This is a genomic window from Mycobacterium sp. IDUB_37, assembly GCF_055419245.1.
In genome coordinates this window covers 175,792-195,138 of sequence record NZ_JBVAXG010000004.1, presented here as the reverse complement: position 1 = coordinate 195,138, position 19,347 = coordinate 175,792, and the positions used below count along the sequence as shown (strand labels likewise).

Here is a 19,347-nt window from a genome sequence, read left to right as displayed (position 1 = left end):
AATATCCGGCTGCGGCGTGCATGTGGCGAAGCCTAACAGAGTTCTCACAGCTAGCAATTTGGCGGGCAAATCAGTCCGCCACCAGCGCCGTCAGTCCGAATGGTCGCGACCCGCTGCGCCCGGCTGTCGCCGCGCTTGCGATCGCAACTAGTGCGCCACGAGCCACGCAACGATCACCAGCGCAACCAGTGCGACCAGGATCAGCGTGACGTGTGAACGTGGCATTTACGGCTAGCCGGACGCCTCGTCGGAGTGACGAGCCCGGCGAAGTAACTCGATTCCCTGGCCGAGCCCCCTGTCCAGCAACGTCGCCACCAAGTAGGCAAGAGCCAGCACGATGGGAATCACCGCCAGCGCCTGAAGTACGAAGGGCAGCCCGGAGAGCCATAGCTCCACGCCGTCCCACCAACTCAGGAACCCGTTCACCTCGCCCACCCTATTAGCCGCCGGCATCTGAACCCAATGCGCCCGGATTCGCGGGGCCGTCAGCAGGTAAAGCGGGCGTTAACAGATTGGGCATAACACGTCGGTTTCGGTGGTAGACGCAGAACGGGTCGACAGTCAATGATGTCGGGATGGTCCTGCACGCCGACTCCGCAGATTCAGCTAACGACCAACTAACCCCGCTGAACGATGAGGCTCTCGAGGTCCCCAAGACCAAGGAGATTCAATCGCGCGAGGGCGCCGTGGCGATACCCGTCGAACTCGAGGCGGCGACGCCCTACGTGTCCAGTTCGCCGTCGCGAAATCCGTTTCCGCCGATCGCCGATTACGCCTTCCTCTCCGACTGGGAGACGACGTGCCTGATCTCGCCGGCCGGTTCGGTGGAGTGGCTGTGCGTCCCGCGTCCGGACTCCCCGAGCGTGTTCGGCGCGATCCTGGACCGCAGCGCCGGCCACTTCCGGCTGGGCCCCTATGGCGTGTCGGTGCCCTCGGCGCGGCGGTACCTGCCCGGCAGTCTGATCATGGAGACCACTTGGCAGACCCACACCGGATGGCTGATCGTGCGCGATGCGCTGGTGATGGGCAAGTGGCACGACATCGAGCGCCGATCGCGGACACACCGTCGTACCCCGATGGACTGGGACGCTGAACATATTTTGCTTCGGACAGTCCGCTGTGTCAGCGGCACCGTCGAGCTGATGATGAGCGTCGAGCCTGCCTTCGACTACCACCGCACCGGCGCGACCTGGGAATACTCCGCCAACGCATATGGCGAGGCGATCGCTCGTGCCAACAAGAACCCGGACGCGCACCCCACGCTGCGGCTGACCACCAACCTCAACATCGGCTTGGAGGGCCGCGAAGCGCGCGCCCGCACCCGGATGAAAGAGGGCGACGACGTATTCGTCGCGCTGAGCTGGACCAAGCACCCGGCGCCGCAGACCTACGAAGAAGCCGCCGACAAGATGTGGCAGACCACCGAATGTTGGCGGCAGTGGATCAATATCGGCAATTTCCCGGACCACCCGTGGCGGGCGCACCTGCAGCGCAGCGCACTCACGCTGAAGGGCTTGACCTATTCGCCCACCGGCGCACTGCTGGCGGCCAGCACCACGTCGCTGCCGGAGACGCCGCAGGGTGAACGCAACTGGGACTACCGCTACTCCTGGATCCGCGACTCGACCTTCGCGTTGTGGGGCCTCTACACCATCGGGCTGGATCGCGAAGCCGACGACTTCTTCGCGTTCATCGCCGATGTGTCCGGCGCGAATAACAACGAACGCCATCCCCTGCAGGTGATGTACGGGGTGGGCGGCGAGCGCAGCCTGGTCGAAGAGGAGCTCAACCATCTGTCCGGCTACGACCACGCGCGGCCGGTGCGAATCGGCAACGGGGCCTACGACCAGGTTCAACACGACATCTGGGGCTCGGTCCTGGACTCCTTCTATCTCCACGCCAAGTCCCGGGAACAAGTGCCCGAGACCTTGTGGCCGGTGCTGAAGAAGCAGGTGGAAGAGGCGGTCAAGCACTGGCGCGACCCCGACCGGGGAATCTGGGAGGTGCGTGGCGAGCCGCAGCACTTCACCTCGTCGAAGGTGATGTGCTGGGTGGCCCTGGACCGCGGAGCCAAGTTGGCCGAGCGGCAGGGTGAGACGAGCTACGCCCAGCAGTGGCGCAAGATCGCCGAGGAGATCAAGGCAGACATCCTCGAGCACGGCGTGGACAAACGCGGCGTGTTCACCCAGCGCTACGGCGACGACGCGCTGGACGCTTCGCTGCTGCTGGCTGTGCTGACCCGGTTCCTGCCGCCCAGCGACCCGCGGGTGCGGGCGACGGTACTGGCCATCGCCGACGAACTCACCGAGGAAGGCCTGGTGCTGCGGTACCGGGTCGAAGAGACCGACGACGGACTGTCCGGCGAGGAAGGCACCTTCACCATCTGCTCGTTCTGGCTTGTGTCGTGTCTGGTCGAGATCGGCGAGGTGGCTCGGGCCAAGCGGCTGTGTGAGCGACTGCTGGCCTACGCCAGCCCACTACTCCTCTACGCAGAGGAGATCGAGCCACGGACCGGGCGGCACCTGGGCAACTTCCCGCAGGCGTTCACCCACCTGGCACTGATCAACGCGGTGGTCCACGTCATCAGGGCCGAGGAGGAAGCCGACGGTTCCGGGACGTTCCAGCCCGCCAACGCGCCGGTGTGAGTTCGCGCCGCGCCGCGGTAGCGATTGCGGTCTTCACCGAGCTCAGCGATTGACGAATCAGCTGGTGCTCGCCACTTTGCGCAGCATCGCCTTGACGAGATCGATTGCCCTGCTGCCGGTTTGCGCGTGCGGCCGGATCGCGACCTCGACGTCGGCGACGACATCGGCTTCCACACCTACCGCTCGTTCCACCGGAAACTGCGGAGTGTTCTGGTTGTCCCAGCGCACTACCGTGGCCGCCAGTATCGGTCCATGCACCCCGACGTCGGTGACCTGCGAATACAACAGGTTCTTGCTGGAATCCAGGTTGGAGAAGGTGACCGTCTTGCCTGAGCAACTCTGCCATTGCTGGACGAATGAGTTGTACAGACTTTGCGCATCGTCGGCCGACGCCACTCGTATCGCCGCCACCGCGGCGCTGGATGCCACCACATCGAGGCCGTAGTTCCAGTAATCCTGCACGGCTGCGGAGCGAACTGGCTCCTGCTCGTACACAACGTGCATCCGCGACGTGGTGGCGCCGAGGCAATCGATCGGTGCGGCCTCACGGTTGGTACGGATCCCGTCCGGCAGCAGTTCGATACCGCCCAACCGCGGCGGCGGAATCTGATCGAGTTGGTTGCCGACCGCAGCGCGGATGTCTTCATCGCTCGGCATGACCAGCGCTAGAGACGTCGTCGTTGCGGCAAGGCTCGGCGATGCGGGTCTGGCGGCACCGTCCACGGTGCCGACGCACCCACTCAGCAACAGCCCGACGCCCAGCACAGCGACAGCGCGCGCCAGACCCGGGCAAACCATTGCTAGTTGCTGTCCTACTTCTTGCCCTTTTCGCCCGCCGCATCGGAGGACAACGCCGCCACAAAGGCTTCTTGCGGGACCTCGACCCGCCCGATGGTCTTCATCCGCTTCTTGCCCTCCTTCTGCTTTTCCAGCAGCTTGCGCTTGCGGGTGATGTCACCGCCGTAGCACTTGGACAGCACGTCCTTGCGGATAGCTCGAATGTTCTCGCGGGCAATGATTTTCGATCCGATCGCGGCCTGCACCGGCACTTCGAACTGCTGGCGCGGGATCAGTTCCTTGAGCTTGGTGGTCATCTTGTTGCCGTATGCCGCGGCCCCGTCTTTGTGCACGATCGCGCTGAACGCGTCGACGGCCTCGCCTTGCAACAGAATGTCGACCTTGACCAGTTCGGCTTCCTGCTCGCCCGACTCCTCGTAGTCGAGGCTGGCGTAGCCGCGGGTTCGCGATTTCAACGAGTCGAAGAAGTCAAAGATGATCTCCCCCAACGGCATTGTGTAGCGCATCTCCACCCGCTCGGGCGACAGGTAATCCATGCCGCCCAACTCGCCGCGCCGCGACTGACACAGTTCCATGATGGTGCCGATGAATTCGCTCGGCGTGATGATGGTGGTCTTGACGATGGGCTCGAAGACGGCGTTGACCTTGCCTTCCGGCCAGTCCGACGGGTTGGTCACCACGATCTCGGTGTTATCCACCTTCTCGACCCGGTAGACCACGTTGGGCGAGGTGGAGATCAGGTCCAGGTCGAACTCGCGCTCCAGCCGCTCACGGGTGATCTCCATGTGCAGCAGGCCGAGGAAGCCGCAGCGGAACCCGAAGCCCAGCGCCACCGACGTCTCCGGCTCATACGTCAGGGCCGCATCGTTGAGCTGTAGCTTGTCCAGCGCATCGCGCAGGTTCGGGTAGTCGGAGCCGTCGACGGGATAAAGCCCTGAGTAGACCATCGGCCTGGGTTCGCGATAGCCCGTCAGCGCCTCTTTGGCGCCATGGCGGGCCGTTGTCACGGTGTCACCGACCTTGGACTGACGGACGTCCTTCACCCCGGTGATCAGGTAGCCCACCTCGCCGACGCCGAGGCCCACGCTGGGCTTCGGGTCGGGCGAGACGATGCCGACTTCGAGCAACTCGTGCGTGGCGCCGGTCGACATCATCGCGATCCGCTCGCGCGGGGTGATCTTGCCGTCGATCACTCGGATATACGTCACCACACCGCGATAGATGTCGTACACGGAGTCAAAGATCATTGCGCGCGTGGGGCCGTCGGCATCGCCCTGCGGCGCAGGCACTTCCCGCACCACGTGGTCGAGGAGGTCGCCCACCCCTTCGCCGGTCTTGCCGGACACCCGCAGCACGTCGCTGGGCTCGCAGCCGATGATGTGTGCGATCTCACCCGCGTAGCGGTCCGGGTCGGCGGCAGGTAGATCGATCTTGTTGAGGACCGGGATGATGTGCAGGTCGCGGTCGAGTGCCAGGTACAGGTTCGCCAGTGTCTGGGCCTCGATCCCCTGTGCAGCGTCAACGAGCAGCACGGCACCCTCACAGGCCTCCAGCGCGCGTGACACCTCGTAGGTGAAGTCGACGTGGCCCGGAGTGTCGATCAGGTGCAGGACAAATTCTTTTCCGGCGTCCACCCCGCTGGACAACTTCCAGGGCAGCCGCACGTTCTGCGCCTTGATGGTGATTCCGCGCTCCCGCTCGATGTCCATGCGGTCCAGGTACTGGGCCCGCATGTCGCGGTCTGCGACCACCCCGGTCAGCTGCAGCATGCGGTCTGCCAGCGTCGACTTGCCGTGGTCGATGTGGGCAATGATGCAGAAGTTCCGAATCTGCGCCGGCGGCGTGAAAGTTTTGTCGGCGAAACTGCTGATGGGAATCTCCTGGTTGGGCGGTCAACGAGTATGCCCAGGGTATCTGGGCAGAACGGCCGGAACACAATTGCTGAGTTCGATGCGCGGCCAGACGCGCGTCTATGCTGCGAACATGGCACCGGACAACACGTCGCCCGGCACGTCACAGTGGAAGACGTTTCAGCGCATCGCGGGCAACCTCGTGTTCAACGAGGCCCCGAAGGTTGTTCGGGGTCTGCAGAACACGCAGGAGACGCTGCGGACCATCCAGCAGGCAGTGAAGGTCACCGCGCACGTCGTGGCGATGGGCCTACCGGCACCGCCGGTCGAGCTCGAGACCGGCCGGCCCGTGACGAAGACGAGCTTCCCCACCGCTCAGCGGGCCCGCAAAGTGGTTTACGCACCGGATCTCGATGGCCGGGCCGACCCTGGCGAGATCGTGTGGACGTGGGTGGTCTACGAGGACAATCCGTCGCAAGGCAAAGACCGACCCGTGCTCGTCGTGGGACGGGAACGCAATGGCCTTCTGGGGCTCATGCTGTCCAGCCAGGAGCGCCACTCCGGCGACCGGGATTGGGTTGGAATCGGTTCGGGCGATTGGGATTACGAGGGCCGGCCAAGCTGGGTGCGGCTGGATCGTGTGCTCGACATACCCGAAGAGGGCATCCGGCGCGAAGGCGCGATTCTGGAACGCGAGACCTTCGAAGTGGTGGCTGCCCGCCTGCGCTCAGACTTCGCCTGGCGTTAGAACTTTTCGTCTGCGAGCCCGATTCAACCCTGCGTGATGTAGGACTGCAGCTGCGCCTGTTCGGCCTCGAGCTCGCCCATGCGCGTCTTCACCACATCGCCGATGCTGACGATGCCGATCAATTTCTTGCCGTCGAGAACCGGCACGTGACGGACTCGGTTCTTGGTCATCAACACGCTGATGCTGTCGACAGTGTCGGTCTTCGTGCAGGTGGCGACGGCTTTCGTCATGATCTTGGAAATCGGGCGAGACAGCACGCTGGCCCCGTGCACGTGCAGCTCACGAACGACGTCGCGCTCCGAAACGATGCCGACCACACCTTCATCACCCACCACGACCATGGCGCCGATGTTCTGCTCAGCCAGGCCGGCGAGCAGTTCCCGGACCGTCGCGTCGGGGTTGATCGTCGTCACCGCCGCACCCTTGTTTCGCAAGACGTCCGCGATCCGCATCAAGCCCTCCGCCCGGTTGTGATCCGATTCACACCCAGGCTACGGCCAAGTCGCTGAGCAGGAAAGCCACCCCCCGAACCCCGTGTCAGGTGGCGGCCGAACCGTCACTGGAGCGCGACAGGTTCGTCACGTGGGCAAGATTCGGCGATGGACTTTCGCCGTTAAGCCGCGACCGACCGAATCGACTTGCAAGGATGTGGCCATGATCGAGGTCACCCTGCTCGGAACTGGAAGTCCGGTCCCCGACCCGAACCGCGCCGGCCCCGCCACGCTGATACGGGCGGGTGGGCAGGTGTTCCTGGTGGACTGCGGGCGTGGGGTGCTGCAGCGCTCCGCGGCCGTAGGTGTTGGTGCGGCAGGCTTGTCCGCCCTACTGCTCACTCACCTGCACAGTGATCACATCGCCGAACTCGGCGACGTGATCATCACTAGCTGGATAACGAAATTCACGCCCGATCCCCCACCGCTGCAGATTATCGGGCCACCGGGGACCGCCGAGGTGGTCGAAGCGATGCTCAAGGCCTTCGGCCGTGACATCAGCTACCGCATCGCTCACCACGACGACCTGAACGCGCCGCCACCGATCGAGGTCCACGAGTACACCGAGGGCCCGGTATGGGACCGCGACGGCGTGACGATCCGGGTTGCCCCCACCGACCACCGCCCGGTCGCGCCGACCATCGGGTTCCGGGTCGAGTTCGAGGGCGCGGCGGTGGTGCTGGCCGGTGACACGGTGCCCTGCCTAAGCCTGGACGAATTATCTTCCGGCGCAGACGCATTGGTTCACACGGTGATCCGCAAGGACATCATCGAAAATGCCCCGCTGCAGCGCTTTCGAGACGTCTGCGACTACCACTCGTCGGTGCAGGAGGCGGCGGCGACCGCTGCCCGCGCCGGCATCGCCACGCTGATCCTCACGCACTATGTTCCGGCCCTCGTGCCCGGCCAAGAGGAGCAGTGGCGGGCCTTGGCGGCCTCCGAGTTCAGCGGCCAGATCGAACTCGGCGACGACCTGCACCGGGTCGAGGTCCACCCACGCGGGTAGCGGCCGTTATGCTCCACGTGTCGAATAACTGCACGTCAGAAGCACGACTCCGCACGCGCCGACAAACAGATGCGACCAACCTGACGGAAACCGGGTAACCTAGAGTGAACTAGCGGTACGATTCGTGCCTGCCGTTCTTCCTAAGAAGGTGCCGGATGTCGTGGTTTGTCGCAGGGCCAGAGGCGATTGCCGCTGCCGCGAACAACCTGTCCGGCATCGGCTCCACGATCAATGAGTCCAACTCCCGCGCGGCGGAACACACCGCCAGCGTGCCGGCCGCCGCGGCCGACCAGGTGTCGGCAGCAGTCGCAACCTTCTGGGGCCAGCACGCGCAGGGCTACCTGGACATCAGCAGCCAGATGGAATCGTTCCACGACAAGTTTGTGCAGGCACTCTTCGGTGGTGGAGCGGCGTACTCCAACGCTGAGTCGGCTGCCACGTCCGCTCTGCAGGCCGGGGTCAATGCGCCGGTGCGCGGCCTGCTGGGTCACGGCTCCTGACGGTTAGTCCGTCCACATTCCCGATGGAATAACTGCAATTTTAGGTCCTTTTTAGGGCACCAGATCCCGGTCGTATCCACTCCAGCATCTCTCGCAATCGCTGGGTAGGCCGACCATCAGCGGCCGCACCGCTTCAATATGCGCTCAACGTGATTAAAGCGCCCACGCGCCGACTGCTGGGCCGCTTACTCATCGGTGACGGCGCCAGCGGCGGCACCGTCGACGGGTTCGGACGGCGCTAGCGCCGGCGTGGGCGGCCCAGGTGGATCAGCGGGCGGCATCCTCGGCAAGGCTGGCAGTCGAGGACTCGACGGCCTCTCGGCAATTTGATGCCTCCGTTAAGTGCTGCCACCGGCAACGGGAGTAGCTGCGGCACTCGATTTCGACGTCTGAAGCGCATCCGTGTCGCGCGGCCCCGACTAGCAGCCGGCACGTGTTGACGCTTCCGCAAACACTTCCGGCGCGGCGGCGACAGCACACTGGCCGGCGCCGCAGGCGGCAGCGGCGGAGCCGCCGGTCTGCTGGGTAGCGGCGGGGCGGGCGGCAACGGCGGCGGCGTACTCGGCACCGCGGCCGGAGCCGGCGGTACCGGCGGAGCGGGCGGCTGGCTCTACGGCAACGGCGGCGCTGGCGGTGCCGGCGGCGACGCCGTCGGCCACAATCTTTTCGGCGGCGGCGGCGGCGGCGGCGCCGGCGGGTCCGGCGGCGGCTTCGGCGGCCAAGGCGGCGACGGCGCCTTCATCATCGGGAGCGGCGGGAGCGGCGGGGCCAGCGGCGTCGGCAACATCGAAAGCAAAGCGGGCGGTCCCGGCGGCGCAGGCGGCGACGCCCGCTTCATCAGCAACGGCGGTGACGGCGGGGCCGGCGGCACCGGCTTTGGTTCCGGCACGGATGGCCACGGCGGCGCCGGAGGCGCCGGAGGCGCACTGGGCGCCGCCCGGCAGCCCCGGAAAGGACGGCTAAGCCAGCCTTGTGATTTCGACGTCCACGTCGAGGTCGGTCGCTCCCAACCCGGAGTAGATGCCCTTCAACGGCGACACATCGGCGTAGTCCCGGCCGACTCCCACACTGATGTACTGCTCGGTGATGTCGGTGTCATTGGTCGGGTCGTAGTTCAACCAGCCGCCGGTCCAGGCCTGAATCCAGGCGTGACTGCGGCCTTCGACAGCTTTGCCGATCTTGCCGTCGCGCTTGGGGTACAGATAGCCGGAAACGTAGCGTCCTGGAATCCCCATGCTGCGCAACACAATCAACGTCAGGTGCGCGAAATCCTGACACACGCCTTTGCCTTGTTCCAGCGCGTCGAGCCCCGACGACTGCACGCCGGTGGTGCCGGGCAGGTAATCCAATTCGCTGCGCGCCCATCGGGCCGCCGCGACGACGGCCTCCGTGGGGTCGTGGTTCTTCATAATCCGCTTACCCACTGCGGCAACACGTTCGCTGGTCGGCGTGTAACCGGTGGGACGCAACACCTCGTCGAATCGATCGATCACGGCCATCGACTCCAGCTCTTTCCAACTGGCTTTCGTGGCGGGCGACTCCGGTAGTTCGGTCTCGACCACCGACGACGACGTGACGGTCAATTCGGCGTGCGGGGCATGCAAGTCGAATGCTGTGACCGCTGTCCCCCAGTAATCGATGTAGCGGTAAGACCGGGTTGCCGGGATGGTCTCGACGCGATTGAGCACGACGTTCTGCCGGGTGTTGGAGCGCGGCGTCAGCCGGGCTTCGTTGTACGACGCAGTCACCGGCGACTGGTAGGCATATCCGGTGGTGTGCACCACCCGCATCCGCCACATCAGGATTCTCCTTGACTGTCAACAGTTTCCAAACTGTCCGCCAGAATTTCGCGCTGCCGGGCATCCGTCCACGCCACCCACGGTGTTGCGTGAAAGTACTGCAGCGACAACGCATCTCCTACATCTCGGCACGTTGCCTGCAAGCCGGCGAGTCGACTCTCCAGCGACTCGAGCAAAACGCCAGGCTGTAGGAACTCGAGTTCACTGCGGGCCTGACCGAGTAGCCGCTGCGCTTCGGTTGTCGCACCGACGCGACTGTGCGGATTGTGCAGCAACTCTTCGAGATTATGTTCGGCCAGTCTCAGCGAGTAGTAGACCGACCGTGGGAATAACCGGTCGAGCATCATGAACTCGACCACCCGGGCCGCGTCCAGCACGCCCCGGTAAGTCCGCAGGTAGGTGTCGTGCGCGCCCGCCGACCGCAGCAGCGTGACCCACGCCGGCGATGATGCGCTGTCCCCCACCCGCGAAAGCAGCAGGCGCACAGTCATATCCACCCGCTCGATCGCGCGACCCAGCACCATGAAGCGGTACCCGTCATCACGAGACAGGGTGGAGTCGGCCAGACCGGCGAACATCGCCGCGCGACCTTCGATGAACGATAGGAACTCATGCGGCCCAAGACGTTTCGCGGCCCGCTCACGCTCGGGAAGCGCATGATAGGTCGTGTTGATGCACTCCCAGGTCTCACTGGACGTGACTTCCCTTGCCGACCTTGCGTTTTCCCGTGCCGCCGAGATCGAATCAACGATCGAACAGCCACCTTCGGTGTCGGGGTTGAAGGCGACCAGGTCGGTCAACGACCAGACGTCGAGTCGGTGCTCCGGGGGCTCGATGCCCAACACCCGTAGCAAAACCCGCGACGCCTGGTCCGGGTCGACGCTGGAATCCTCCAGCAACTGGTGCACGGCGACGTCCAGAATGCGTGCCGTGTCATCGGCCCGCTCTACGTAGCGACCGATCCAGTACAGCGCTTCAGCGTTGCGGGCGAGCATCAGTCGATCACCCGCTGCTGCTGTTGCTGCTGTTCTTGCTCCTGCTGGTGATTCTGTTCGCCGTTCTTGGACGGGCGGACCTGTTGCGGCGGCTGCGCGGGTGCCGGCGGTGCATCGTCGGAGTTCTGCTCGGGCACCGACTGCGGCAGCGACCGCACTACTTCGGCGCGACCCAACTCCCGGTCGACAGTCGAAGTGCGCGGCGCAAGCACCCAGGTGTCCTTGGATCCGCCGCCCTGACTGGAATTGACCACCCGGGATCCCTCGACCAACGCCGTACGGGTCAGCCCACCGGGCAGCACCCACACGTCGTTGCCGTCGTTGACTGCGAAAGGTCGCAGGTCGACGTACCGCGGGGCCAAGTTGCCGGCGATCCGGGTCGGCACGGTCGACAGCTCCATCATTGGCTGGGCAATCCAGCTACGCGGATCGTCGCGGATCTTCTTGCAGATAGTCGCCAGCTCCTCCTCGGACGCTTCCGGGCCGAACACGATGCCGTAACCGCCGGATCCCTCGACCGGCTTGATCACCAGCTCGCGAACGCGGTCCAGCACCTCTTCCCGTTCGTCGTCCAGCCAGCACCGATAGGTATCGACGTTGGCCAGCAGCGGCTTCTCCCGCAGGTAGTACTCGATGATGGTGGGTACGTAGGTGTACACCAGCTTGTCGTCACCGACCCCGTTGCCGATCGAGCTGGAGATGACGACGTTGCCGGCGCGGGCCGCGTTCACCAGCCCGGCGACCCCGAGCACCGAGTCGGCCCGGAACTGCAATGGGTCCAGGAAAGTGTCGTCGATACGCCGGTAGATGACGTCGACCTGGCGCTCCCCCTCAGTGGTGCGCATGTAGACCTGGTTGTCGCGGCAGAACAGGTCGCGGCCCTCGACCAGCTCGACACCCATCTGCCGGGCGAGCAGCGAATGTTCGAAGTAGGCCGAGTTGTAGACACCGGGTGTCAGCACCACGACGGTGGGATCGGCTTCGTTGGTGGCCGCCGAGTTGCGTAGCGCCCGCAGCAGGTGCGAGGAGTAGTCGTCGACCGTACGCACCCGGTGGGTGGCGAACAGGTTCGGAAAGACGCGCGCCATCGTGCGCCGGTTCTCCACGACGTAGGACACACCCGAAGGGGAGCGAAGGTTATCCTCGAGCACCCTGAAGTCGCCGCGCTCGTCGCGGATGACGTCGATGCCGGCGACGTGGATTCGGACGCCATTCGGCGGCACGATCCCGACAGCCTCGCGGTGAAAATGCTCACACGAGGTGATCAGCCGGCGCGGGATGACACCGTCGCGCAGAATCTCCTGGTCGCCGTAGATGTCGTCGAGGTACATCTCGAGGGCCTTGACGCGCTGAATGATGCCCCGCTCCAAGCGGGTCCACTCGGCCGCCGAGATCACTCGCGGCACCAGGTCCAACGGGAACGGACGCTCCTGGCCAGACAAGGAGAACGTGATGCCCTGGTCGATGAATGCGCGCCCCAGCGCGTCGGCGCGAGCCTTGAGATCTGAGGCGTCCGCAGGGGCCAATTCGGCGTAAATGCCCTTGTAGGGGCCCCGCACGTTGCCCTGCGCATCGAACATCTCGTCGAACGCCAACCCATAGTCGTTGGTCGTGTTGTAGCCCTCGAAGATGCGTTCGGATCTGCGCGGCCTGTGCCTGGTTGCTGCGATCTGGTTCGGAAGACTCACCTGTGTCATGCTGCCCCAATCCCGGTTACTGGCAGACCTAGAGTTCCTCTTTTGGGCGAAAACGTAACTCACTGATAACCTGAGGATTCGCTAACGGGTTGCAGGGACGCCCGAGCAAAGCCCATCGACTACTGAAAATAAGGAACTGACGCGTGGCCAACATCAAGTCGCAGCAGAAGCGCATCCTCACCAACGAGCGCGCCCGGCTGCGCAATAAGTCGGTGAAGTCTTCGCTCCGTACGGCCATTCGCGCATTCCGCGAGGCCACTCACGCCGGCGAGAAGGACAAGGCGACCGAGTTGCTGGCGTCGACCAACCGCAAGCTGGACAAGGCAGCCAGCAAGGGCGTGATCCACAAGAACCAGGCCGCCAACAAGAAGTCGGCCTTGGCGCACGCACTCAACAAGCTCGGCTGATTCAGCGCCTTCGCTGATTGCAGTCCGCCCTCAGTCTGCGGCCAACTCTGCAACCTGCCGCACCGCGGATTCCAACGCGTAGTCGGCGTCCGCTGCGGCCCCTTTCACATTCGCATTGAGCGTGGCGACCAACCGCATTGCGGTGGCCAAGCTGTCGCGCGACCAGCGCCGGGACTGTTTCTGCGCCTTCTGCACCCGCCACGGCTGCATCTTCAGTTGCCCGGCCAGCCGGTACGGGTCGCCGGACTGCGACATCACCAGACCGATCGCGTGGATGGCTTCGGCCAGCGCATCGGCGAGCACGACCAGCGGCTCGCCGCGCATCATCGCCCACCGCAGGGCTTCCGCTGCCCCCGCCACGTCGCCGGCCACGGCCTTGTCGGCGATGTCGAAGCCCTTCACATCTGCCTTGCCACTGTGATAGCGCCGGACCGCGTCGGCGTCGACGGCACCGCCGGTGTCGGCGACCAGTTGGGAACAGGCCGACGCGAGCTCACGGATGTCGGAGCCCACCGCGTCGAGCAGGGCCGTCACCGTGTCCGCGCCCACCTTGACCTTCAGTGAGCGAAACTCGGCGCGGACGAAATCGGCCCGTTCACCGGGTTTGGTGATCCGGGCGCAGGGATGCACCTGTGCACCCAGAGACTTCAACTCGCCGGCCAGTGCCTTGGCCCGTCCCCCGCCGGAATGCACGACCACCAGCATGGTTCCCGACGGCAAGTCCGCGGCGGACGAGGCGACCAACGCGGCCGCATCCTTGCCCGCCTCACCGGCAGCCTCCAGCACCACGATCCGCTGCTCGGCGAATAGGGATGGGCTCAGCAGTTCGGCGAGTTCGTAGGTGCTGACGTCGCCCGCCCGCAACCGATTCACCGGCACATCGGCTATTGCCGAGCCGGAGTTTCCGGCGGATCGGCCCGCACCCGCCTGCTGCCGGGCCGACCGCAGCACCTGCTGGACGGCACGCTCGATCAGTAGATCTTCTTCCCCCAGCACCAGGTGCAACGGCGAAACCTCGTTCACCCCAAGATGGTGTCACGAAGCTCCGACGACGCTTGCGACCGCTCCGGACACGGTCCAGGCGAGCAAGCAGACAACAGCGACCGCGGCGGCCCAGGCCAGCACCGCCCGAAACGATCGCCATCGACACAGCGCGACGCCCATCAACGTGGCGCAACCGACCACGATCAGGCCCGGCACCCCAGACGGCACTGACACGCTGGCTCCCGGCACACCGGCAGCCCAGTGTGCGACGCGCAGCACCCACCACACCTCGGGCCCGCAGAACCGGATCAGCAACCCAGCGCCGGCCGGCCAGCAAACCGCCACGACCGCAGCCGCGCTGCCCAGTACGGTGATCGGCGCGATCACGGGCGCAACCACCAGGTTGGCGACGACGGAAACCGGGCTGAACCGTCCAGAGATCGCAGCGACCAACGGCGCGGTGACCAGTTGGGCGGCCCCGGCAATCGCGACCGCGTCCGCCAGAGGTTTCGGCCAGCCTCGGCCGACCAGGCGACCGGACCACGCCGGCGCGATGACCACCAACGCGGCTGTCGCGACCACCGACAGCGCGAAGCCCAGGTCGACGGCCAGGTGCGGTGCCGCGGCCAACAACACCAATACCGTCGTCGACAGAGCCGGAATCGCTTGCCGACGCCGCGACGACAACATCGCCAACAACGTGATCGCGCCCATCACGGCCGCCCGCAAGACGCTGGCCGTCGGCTGCACGACGATGACGAACGCCACCAGCGCCACACCGGCCGACACCACTGCGGCTCGCCTGCCGATCAGCTGTGCCGACAGCAGCATGGCCGCGCACACGATCGTGACGTTGGCCCCCGAGACCGCAGTCAGATGCGTCATCCCCGCACTGCGAAATTCCCCGCTGGTGCCCGCGGCAACCAAGGAGGTGTCCCCGAGCACCAGTGCCGGCAGCATCGCCGCCTGATCGGCGGGCAACACCGTGCGCACCGTCGTGGCGAATCGGCTCCGCACGGTGTGCGCCGCCCGCTGCAGCGGGCCGGCACGGCCCTCGTCAGGCCGACCGGACACGTTGAGCACCGCGACGGTCAGATCGTGGCGGGTCGGCCGGCTGATCCGCGCGGTGAATTGCACCGGCTGTCCCACTGTCGGCTCGACCTCCGCGTCTTCCCGCGCGAAAACCACTACGCGACCGGACATTTCGTCGTCACCCAGTCGCAGTAGGGTCGCCCGGAACATCAACCTGCCGCGGCCCAGGCCCAATGCGCTTTCGCTGGGTACCACCGTCACCGGCACAGCGGTGCCGAACGCCGCGGTAATCGGGTGGTGAGCGACCGCATTGGCGCGCAGTGCGATCGCCACCCCATACCCCGCGCCCACCACACCGACCGCCACCAGTCCCGCGCTGATACCGGCCAACGCGGTCGGTCCGGGCCGTCGGGTCGCCCACCAAAACCGCGCGCCCGAGGCGACGGCGATTACCAGCGAGCATCCCGCCAGCAGGCCGCCGACCTGCCACACTGCGCCGGCTGCCGTCACGATCCAGCTGGTGATTGCGGCCGGCACCAGTCGCACGTCCATCGGCGTCATCGGGCCACCGACAGCCCGGCTCGAGCCGCCGCCCATGGGTGTCAGACACGGACCAGGGCACGCAGCTTGTCCAGCCGCGCCGGACCAATGCCGTCGACATCGGCGAGCTGATCCACATTGGTGAACCGTCCGTTGGCTTGGCGCCAAGCCACGATCGCGGCGGCGGTCACCGGCCCCACCCCAGGCAGGCCGTCCAATTGCTCCACGGTCGCGGTGTTGAGGTCGAGAACCTGCCCCTGTTGTGGCGCGGTCTTCGCCTTGACCGAGGTGGTCGGAGTGGCGGGCGGCGCCGCGGGACCGCCCGTGCCAACGGAACTGCCGAGCACTGTGGGCTTGCCCGCTGCAGGGGCTAAACCGACGACAATCTGCTCACCGTCACCCACCGGGCGGGCCATGTTGAGCCCCATGGTGTCCGCGCCTGCCAGCGGACCGCCGGCTGCTTGCAGTGCGTCGGCAATCCGTGCCCCCGGCGCCAACGTGAACAACCCGGGCTTGGGCACCAGCCCAACCACGCTGACGACCACCGGCCGGTCTGCACCGGCGGCCGGCCCGGCACTGGCCGACGAGCGCGGATTGGCCGACGAAACCCGTTCTACCGGAGGCAGTTTGGCCGAGGTAACCGGTGCAGGCCGGTCGCGTACCAACGTGAATACCGTGATCAGGACCGCAAGGGCGGCGACCACCGCCAACGCGATGGCGCCGGCGCGCCCCGGGTCGGCGCGCAGCTTCGCCACCCAACCTTGATCATCAGCATCGGCCGGCACCCAGCGCGGTAGCAGCGAATTCGGATCCTCGTCGGGATCTTTGGCCGAATCGGCGTCGGTGGCGGGTTCAACTTTCGCGGACAGGTCGGCGCCTTCCTCGCTGTCGAGGCGGCTCTCGCTATTGAGACGTCGGTGTAGTCGCTCGGCAGGGAGTTCTATGCGCATGTGCCCGACCGTAGGTGCGACCACCGCCAAGCGAACCTCTACACACGGGCGCGCAGCGACCGCCTGTGGACTAACCGGAGGCTGTGCACAGCCGCTCAACCGCGTGCGCAAAGATGGAAGTGCGGAACGATCAGGGCAGGACAATTCGTCTTCAAACAAGCCCCGCGTTCCCCCCGGACAGAGGAGGCTGCCGATGAAGCTGGCGCTCACACCCGACGAAGCCGCATTCCGCGACGAGCTTCGTGAGTTTTACAACACCAAGATCCCGGCCGAGATACGTGACCGCGTACGGAAGGGCGAACACCTGACCCGCGACGACGTCGTCGCCAACCACAAGCTGCTGCACGAGCATGAACTCGCGGTGCCGAACTGGCCGGTCGAGTGGGGCGGAAAGGATTGGACGCCTACTCAATTCCAAATCTGGACCGACGAGATGCAGTTGGCCAGTGTTCCCGAGCCGTTGAACTTCAACACCAAGATGGTGGGCCCGGTGATCGCCGAGTTCGGGTCGCAAGAGATCAAGCAGCGTTTCCTGCCCCCGACGGCGAACATGGACATCTGGTGGTGCCAGGGCTTCTCTGAGCCCGAAGCCGGCTCAGACCTTGCCTCGCTGCGCACCACCGCGGTCCGCGACGGCGAGAGCTACGTGGTCAACGGGCAGAAGACGTGGACGACGCTGGGCCAGTATGCGGACTGGATCTTTTGCCTGGTGCGCACCGACCCGCAGGCGCCCAAGCGTCAGGCCGGCATCTCGTTCCTGCTTTTCGAAATGGACACCCCGGGCGTCACCTGGCGGCCGATCAAATTGATCGACGGTGGCGTCGAAGTCAACGAAGTGTTCTTCGACGATGTCCGGGTGCCCGCCAATCAGCTTGTCGGAGAAGAGAATCAAGGCTGGAGCTACGCAAAGTTCCTACTCGGCAACGAGCGCACCGGAATCGCCCAGGTCGGCCGGACCAAGGTTCGTCTCGCCGAAGTGAAGCGGCACGCCGCCGAGACAGGATTACTCGAAGACCCGCTGTTCGCCGCGCGGCTGGCCGAAGCCGAAACCGAAGTGCTGGCATTGGAGCTCACGCAGGCCCGGGTCGTCTCGGGCTCGGTGGGCGGCAAGCCCAACCCGGCTTCCTCGGTCCTCAAACTGCGTGGCAGCCAACTGCAACAGATCGCCACCGAGTTGCTCGTCGAGGTTGCCGGCCCCGACGCGCTGCCGGTCAACGGTGATGACATTTCGTCGCCGTCGTGGGCGCAGGGCAGCGCTCCGCATTACCTCAATTACCGCAAGACCTCAATCTACGGCGGTAGCAACGAAGTTCAGCGCAACATCATCTCGTCCACCATTCTGGGATTGTGAGGCAGTCATGGACTTTCAGTTGAGCGAAGAGCAGGCGCTGCTGCGCGACACCACCCGCGAGCTGCTGTCTCGCACCTACGACACCGAGAGCCGCAACAAGGTGATCGCCACCGAGCTCGGTTGGAGTCGCGACGTCTGGAGCCAGTTGGCCGACATCGGGATTCTCGGCCTCGGGTTCGACCCGGAAGAAGCCGGGCAGCTCGAGATCATGGTGGTACTCACCGAAGTCGGCCGTCGGCTGGCGCCCGAGCCGATCCTGCACGCCGCGTTGGCACCCGGCGCCCTGATCGCCGAACTGGGCACCGACGCGCAGAAGGAATTGCTGGACGAGGTCGCCGCGGGTCAGCTGCTGCTGGCCTTCGCCCACCTCGAGCCGGGACACCGCACCCCCACCGCTGACGTCACCACTCGCGCTGTGCAGCAAGGTGATTCGTGGACCATCAGCGGACGCAAGAACCCGGTGCTGGCCGGAGACTGCGCCGAGAAGCTGATCGTCAGTGCCGCCTTACCGGACGGCGGCACCGGACTGTTCCTGGTCGATGCGGATGCCGTCAGCCGCAAATCTTTCGCGACCTTCGACGGACAGCGCGGCGCTCAGATCGACCTCGACGACGCGGCCGCCGAACCGCTGGGCGATGCCGCTGACGCCTCGGACGCCATCCGCAACGCCATCACGCGGATCCAATCGTCGCTGGCCGCCGAGGCTCTCGGCGCCATGGAAGAAGCGCTGCGGCTGACCACCGATTATCTCAAGGCGCGCAAGCAGTTCGGTGTCACGCTCAATAAATTCCAGACGCTCACCCAGCGTGCGGCCGACATGTATGTGTCGCTGGAATTGGCGCGCAGCATGAACCTCTACGCCGCGATCTCGATCGCCGACGGCAATTTCGATCCGGTGATCGCCGCCCGCACGAAACTGCAGATCGGACGGTCGGGCCGGCATATCAGTCAGGAAGCGATCCAGTTGCACGGCGGCATCGGCATGACGGCCGAATATCCGGTCGGCCACTACAGCGCCCGGCTCACCGCCATCGATCACACGCTGGGTTCCGCTCAGGATCAGCTGCGGGTTCTCATCGACCACATCGGCGACTACGACCTGATCAAGATCTGATCGCGTGGCCGAGCTGTCGGACAAGGTAGTCGCCTTCCTGTCGGAGGGCACCAGGACGGGCATGCTGGCGTTCGTCGCCTCCGACGGCCGTCCCCTGGTGACGCCGGTGTGGTTCGTCGTGGACGGCGGCGAGCTCGCGTTCAACACCGAACTGCACACCCCGAAAGGCCGTGCCGTGCAACGGGATCCTCGGGTTGCCATCTGCGTCGACGACCCGCACCCGCCCTACTCCTTCGTACAGGTGCAGGGGTTGGCGGCCGTCTCCGATGACCCTCAGGACGTGCTCGATATAGCCACCCGCACCGGTGGGCGGTACATGGGCGCCGATCGCGCCGACGAGTTCGCCCGCCGCAACGCTGTTCCTGGCGAAGTGGTGGTGCGGGTGTCGCCGACCAAAGTCATCGCCGGTTTTCACATCAGCGACTGAAGCGAGTCGTACC

Annotated in this window: 17 protein-coding genes and 2 pseudogenes; 9 read left to right on the top strand and 10 right to left on the bottom strand. The window is 65.6% G+C overall.

From position 1 onward, the window contains the following. Nucleotides 1-231: 231 nt before the first annotated feature. A complete protein-coding gene (locus ACZY1I_RS15305; protein WP_463755299.1) occupies nucleotides 232-435 on the bottom strand; it encodes a hypothetical protein in 204 nt (67 codons plus the stop codon). A 140-nt stretch (nucleotides 436-575) separates the two neighbouring features. On the opposite strand from ACZY1I_RS15305, the gene ACZY1I_RS15300 reads away from it, so the two are divergent. Continuing rightward, nucleotides 576-2,645, top strand: a complete 2,070-nt coding sequence (locus ACZY1I_RS15300) for a glycoside hydrolase family 15 protein (RefSeq protein ID WP_463755298.1) — start codon at nucleotides 576-578, stop codon at nucleotides 2,643-2,645. 57 nt (nucleotides 2,646-2,702) lie between these two features. Here ACZY1I_RS15300 and ACZY1I_RS15295 read toward each other — a convergent pair whose 3' ends face one another. Beyond that, the gene (locus tag ACZY1I_RS15295) at nucleotides 2,703-3,443 is read right to left on the bottom strand and encodes a sensor domain-containing protein (RefSeq protein ID WP_463755297.1); all 741 of its coding nucleotides are present in this window, start codon (nucleotides 3,441-3,443) and stop codon (nucleotides 2,703-2,705) included. Between the two features lie 14 nt (nucleotides 3,444-3,457). After that, nucleotides 3,458-5,382: pseudogene (lepA, locus tag ACZY1I_RS15290) on the bottom strand (translation elongation factor 4). Between the two features lie 44 nt (nucleotides 5,383-5,426). Between lepA and ACZY1I_RS15285 the strand changes: the two are divergent. Further along, nucleotides 5,427-6,041, top strand: a complete 615-nt coding sequence (locus ACZY1I_RS15285) for a type II toxin-antitoxin system PemK/MazF family toxin (RefSeq protein ID WP_463755296.1) — start codon at nucleotides 5,427-5,429, stop codon at nucleotides 6,039-6,041. Between the two features lie 23 nt (nucleotides 6,042-6,064). Here the strand turns inward: ACZY1I_RS15285 and ACZY1I_RS15280 are convergent, their stop codons facing one another. Further along, the gene (locus ACZY1I_RS15280) at nucleotides 6,065-6,493 is read right to left on the bottom strand and encodes a CBS domain-containing protein (RefSeq protein WP_463755295.1); all 429 of its coding nucleotides are present in this window, start codon (nucleotides 6,491-6,493) and stop codon (nucleotides 6,065-6,067) included. A 202-nt stretch (nucleotides 6,494-6,695) separates the two neighbouring features. On the opposite strand from ACZY1I_RS15280, the gene ACZY1I_RS15275 reads away from it, so the two are divergent. From ACZY1I_RS15275 to ACZY1I_RS15265, 3 genes and pseudogenes are all read left to right on the top strand, one after another. Then, the gene (locus tag ACZY1I_RS15275; RefSeq protein WP_463755294.1) at nucleotides 6,696-7,538 is read left to right on the top strand and encodes a ribonuclease Z; all 843 of its coding nucleotides are present in this window, start codon (nucleotides 6,696-6,698) and stop codon (nucleotides 7,536-7,538) included. Between the two features lie 155 nt (nucleotides 7,539-7,693). Continuing rightward, nucleotides 7,694-8,038, top strand: a complete 345-nt coding sequence (locus ACZY1I_RS15270; protein WP_463755293.1) for a PE family protein — start codon at nucleotides 7,694-7,696, stop codon at nucleotides 8,036-8,038. 467 nt (nucleotides 8,039-8,505) lie between these two features. Further along, nucleotides 8,506-8,970, top strand: a pseudogene (locus ACZY1I_RS15265) (PE family protein); the annotation flags it as partial. A gap of 27 nt (nucleotides 8,971-8,997) precedes the next feature. Here the strand turns inward: ACZY1I_RS15265 and ACZY1I_RS15260 are convergent. Genes ACZY1I_RS15260 through ACZY1I_RS15250 form a run of 3 tightly spaced genes read right to left on the bottom strand, consistent with a single transcriptional unit; the run spans nucleotide 8,998 to nucleotide 12,529 of the window. After that, nucleotides 8,998-9,837, bottom strand: a complete 840-nt coding sequence (locus ACZY1I_RS15260) for a transglutaminase family protein (protein ID WP_463755292.1) — start codon at nucleotides 9,835-9,837, stop codon at nucleotides 8,998-9,000. After that, on the bottom strand, nucleotides 9,837-10,832 hold the full coding sequence (locus ACZY1I_RS15255; protein WP_463755291.1) for an alpha-E domain-containing protein: 996 nt from the start codon (nucleotides 10,830-10,832) through the stop codon (nucleotides 9,837-9,839). Before ACZY1I_RS15255 ends, ACZY1I_RS15260 begins: the two co-directional genes overlap by 1 nt. Further along, nucleotides 10,832-12,529 (bottom strand): circularly permuted type 2 ATP-grasp protein, encoded by a 1,698-nt coding sequence (locus ACZY1I_RS15250; RefSeq protein WP_463755290.1) that lies wholly within the window; start codon nucleotides 12,527-12,529, stop codon nucleotides 10,832-10,834. Before ACZY1I_RS15250 ends, ACZY1I_RS15255 begins: the two co-directional genes overlap by 1 nt. A gap of 143 nt (nucleotides 12,530-12,672) precedes the next feature. On the opposite strand from ACZY1I_RS15250, the gene rpsT reads away from it, so the two are divergent. After that, a complete protein-coding gene (gene rpsT, locus ACZY1I_RS15245; protein WP_463755289.1) occupies nucleotides 12,673-12,936 on the top strand; it encodes a 30S ribosomal protein S20 in 264 nt (87 codons plus the stop codon). Nucleotides 12,937-12,966: 30 nt separating this feature from the next. On the opposite strand, the gene holA is transcribed toward rpsT, so the two are convergent. From holA to ACZY1I_RS15230, 3 genes are read right to left on the bottom strand one after another with little or no spacing between them, the layout of a single operon-like run. Beyond that, a complete protein-coding gene (holA, locus tag ACZY1I_RS15240; RefSeq protein ID WP_463755727.1) occupies nucleotides 12,967-13,941 on the bottom strand; it encodes a DNA polymerase III subunit delta in 975 nt (324 codons plus the stop codon). Nucleotides 13,942-13,971: 30 nt separating this feature from the next. Next, entirely contained in the window at nucleotides 13,972-15,549 is a 1,578-nt protein-coding gene (locus ACZY1I_RS15235; protein WP_463755288.1) for a ComEC/Rec2 family competence protein, read from the bottom strand. Between the two features lie 5 nt (nucleotides 15,550-15,554). Continuing rightward, nucleotides 15,555-16,442, bottom strand: coding sequence for a ComEA family DNA-binding protein (locus ACZY1I_RS15230; RefSeq protein ID WP_463755287.1), 888 nt, complete (start codon nucleotides 16,440-16,442; stop codon nucleotides 15,555-15,557). Nucleotides 16,443-16,635: 193 nt separating this feature from the next. Between ACZY1I_RS15230 and ACZY1I_RS15225 the strand changes: the two genes are divergently transcribed. Genes ACZY1I_RS15225 through ACZY1I_RS15215 form a run of 3 tightly spaced genes read left to right on the top strand, consistent with a single transcriptional unit; the run spans nucleotide 16,636 to nucleotide 19,334 of the window. Then, nucleotides 16,636-17,793: an acyl-CoA dehydrogenase family protein gene (locus ACZY1I_RS15225; protein WP_463755286.1), complete on the top strand. Its 1,158-nt coding sequence runs from the start codon at nucleotides 16,636-16,638 to the stop codon at nucleotides 17,791-17,793. A gap of 7 nt (nucleotides 17,794-17,800) precedes the next feature. Next, entirely contained in the window at nucleotides 17,801-18,907 is a 1,107-nt protein-coding gene (locus ACZY1I_RS15220; protein WP_463755285.1) for an acyl-CoA dehydrogenase family protein, read from the top strand. A 4-nt stretch (nucleotides 18,908-18,911) separates the two neighbouring features. Further along, on the top strand, nucleotides 18,912-19,334 hold the full coding sequence (locus ACZY1I_RS15215; protein ID WP_463755284.1) for a PPOX class F420-dependent oxidoreductase: 423 nt from the start codon (nucleotides 18,912-18,914) through the stop codon (nucleotides 19,332-19,334). Nucleotides 19,335-19,347 lie beyond the last annotated feature (13 nt).

Bases quoted from the DNA above. Each gene is read 5' to 3' on its own strand.
- ACZY1I_RS15280 (WP_463755295.1), bottom strand. From the start codon at position 6,493: ATGCGGATCGCGGACGTCTTGCGAAACAAGGGTGCGGCGGTGACGACG.
- ACZY1I_RS15230 (WP_463755287.1), bottom strand. From the start codon at position 16,442: ATGCGCATAGAACTCCCTGCCGAGCGACTACACCGACGTCTCAATAGC.
- ACZY1I_RS15255 (WP_463755291.1), bottom strand. From the start codon at position 10,832: ATGCTCGCCCGCAACGCTGAAGCGCTGTACTGGATCGGTCGCTACGTA.
- ACZY1I_RS15285 (WP_463755296.1), top strand. From the start codon at position 5,427: ATGGCACCGGACAACACGTCGCCCGGCACGTCACAGTGGAAGACGTTT.
- ACZY1I_RS15250 (WP_463755290.1), bottom strand. From the start codon at position 12,529: ATGACACAGGTGAGTCTTCCGAACCAGATCGCAGCAACCAGGCACAGG.
- ACZY1I_RS15235 (WP_463755288.1), bottom strand. From the start codon at position 15,549: ATGGGCGGCGGCTCGAGCCGGGCTGTCGGTGGCCCGATGACGCCGATG.
- ACZY1I_RS15225 (WP_463755286.1), top strand. From the start codon at position 16,636: ATGAAGCTGGCGCTCACACCCGACGAAGCCGCATTCCGCGACGAGCTT.
- ACZY1I_RS15300 (WP_463755298.1), top strand. From the start codon at position 576: ATGGTCCTGCACGCCGACTCCGCAGATTCAGCTAACGACCAACTAACC.
- ACZY1I_RS15270 (WP_463755293.1), top strand. From the start codon at position 7,694: ATGTCGTGGTTTGTCGCAGGGCCAGAGGCGATTGCCGCTGCCGCGAAC.
- ACZY1I_RS15295 (WP_463755297.1), bottom strand. From the start codon at position 3,443: ATGGTTTGCCCGGGTCTGGCGCGCGCTGTCGCTGTGCTGGGCGTCGGG.
- ACZY1I_RS15275 (WP_463755294.1), top strand. From the start codon at position 6,696: ATGATCGAGGTCACCCTGCTCGGAACTGGAAGTCCGGTCCCCGACCCG.
- ACZY1I_RS15220 (WP_463755285.1), top strand. From the start codon at position 17,801: ATGGACTTTCAGTTGAGCGAAGAGCAGGCGCTGCTGCGCGACACCACC.
- ACZY1I_RS15260 (WP_463755292.1), bottom strand. From the start codon at position 9,837: ATGTGGCGGATGCGGGTGGTGCACACCACCGGATATGCCTACCAGTCG.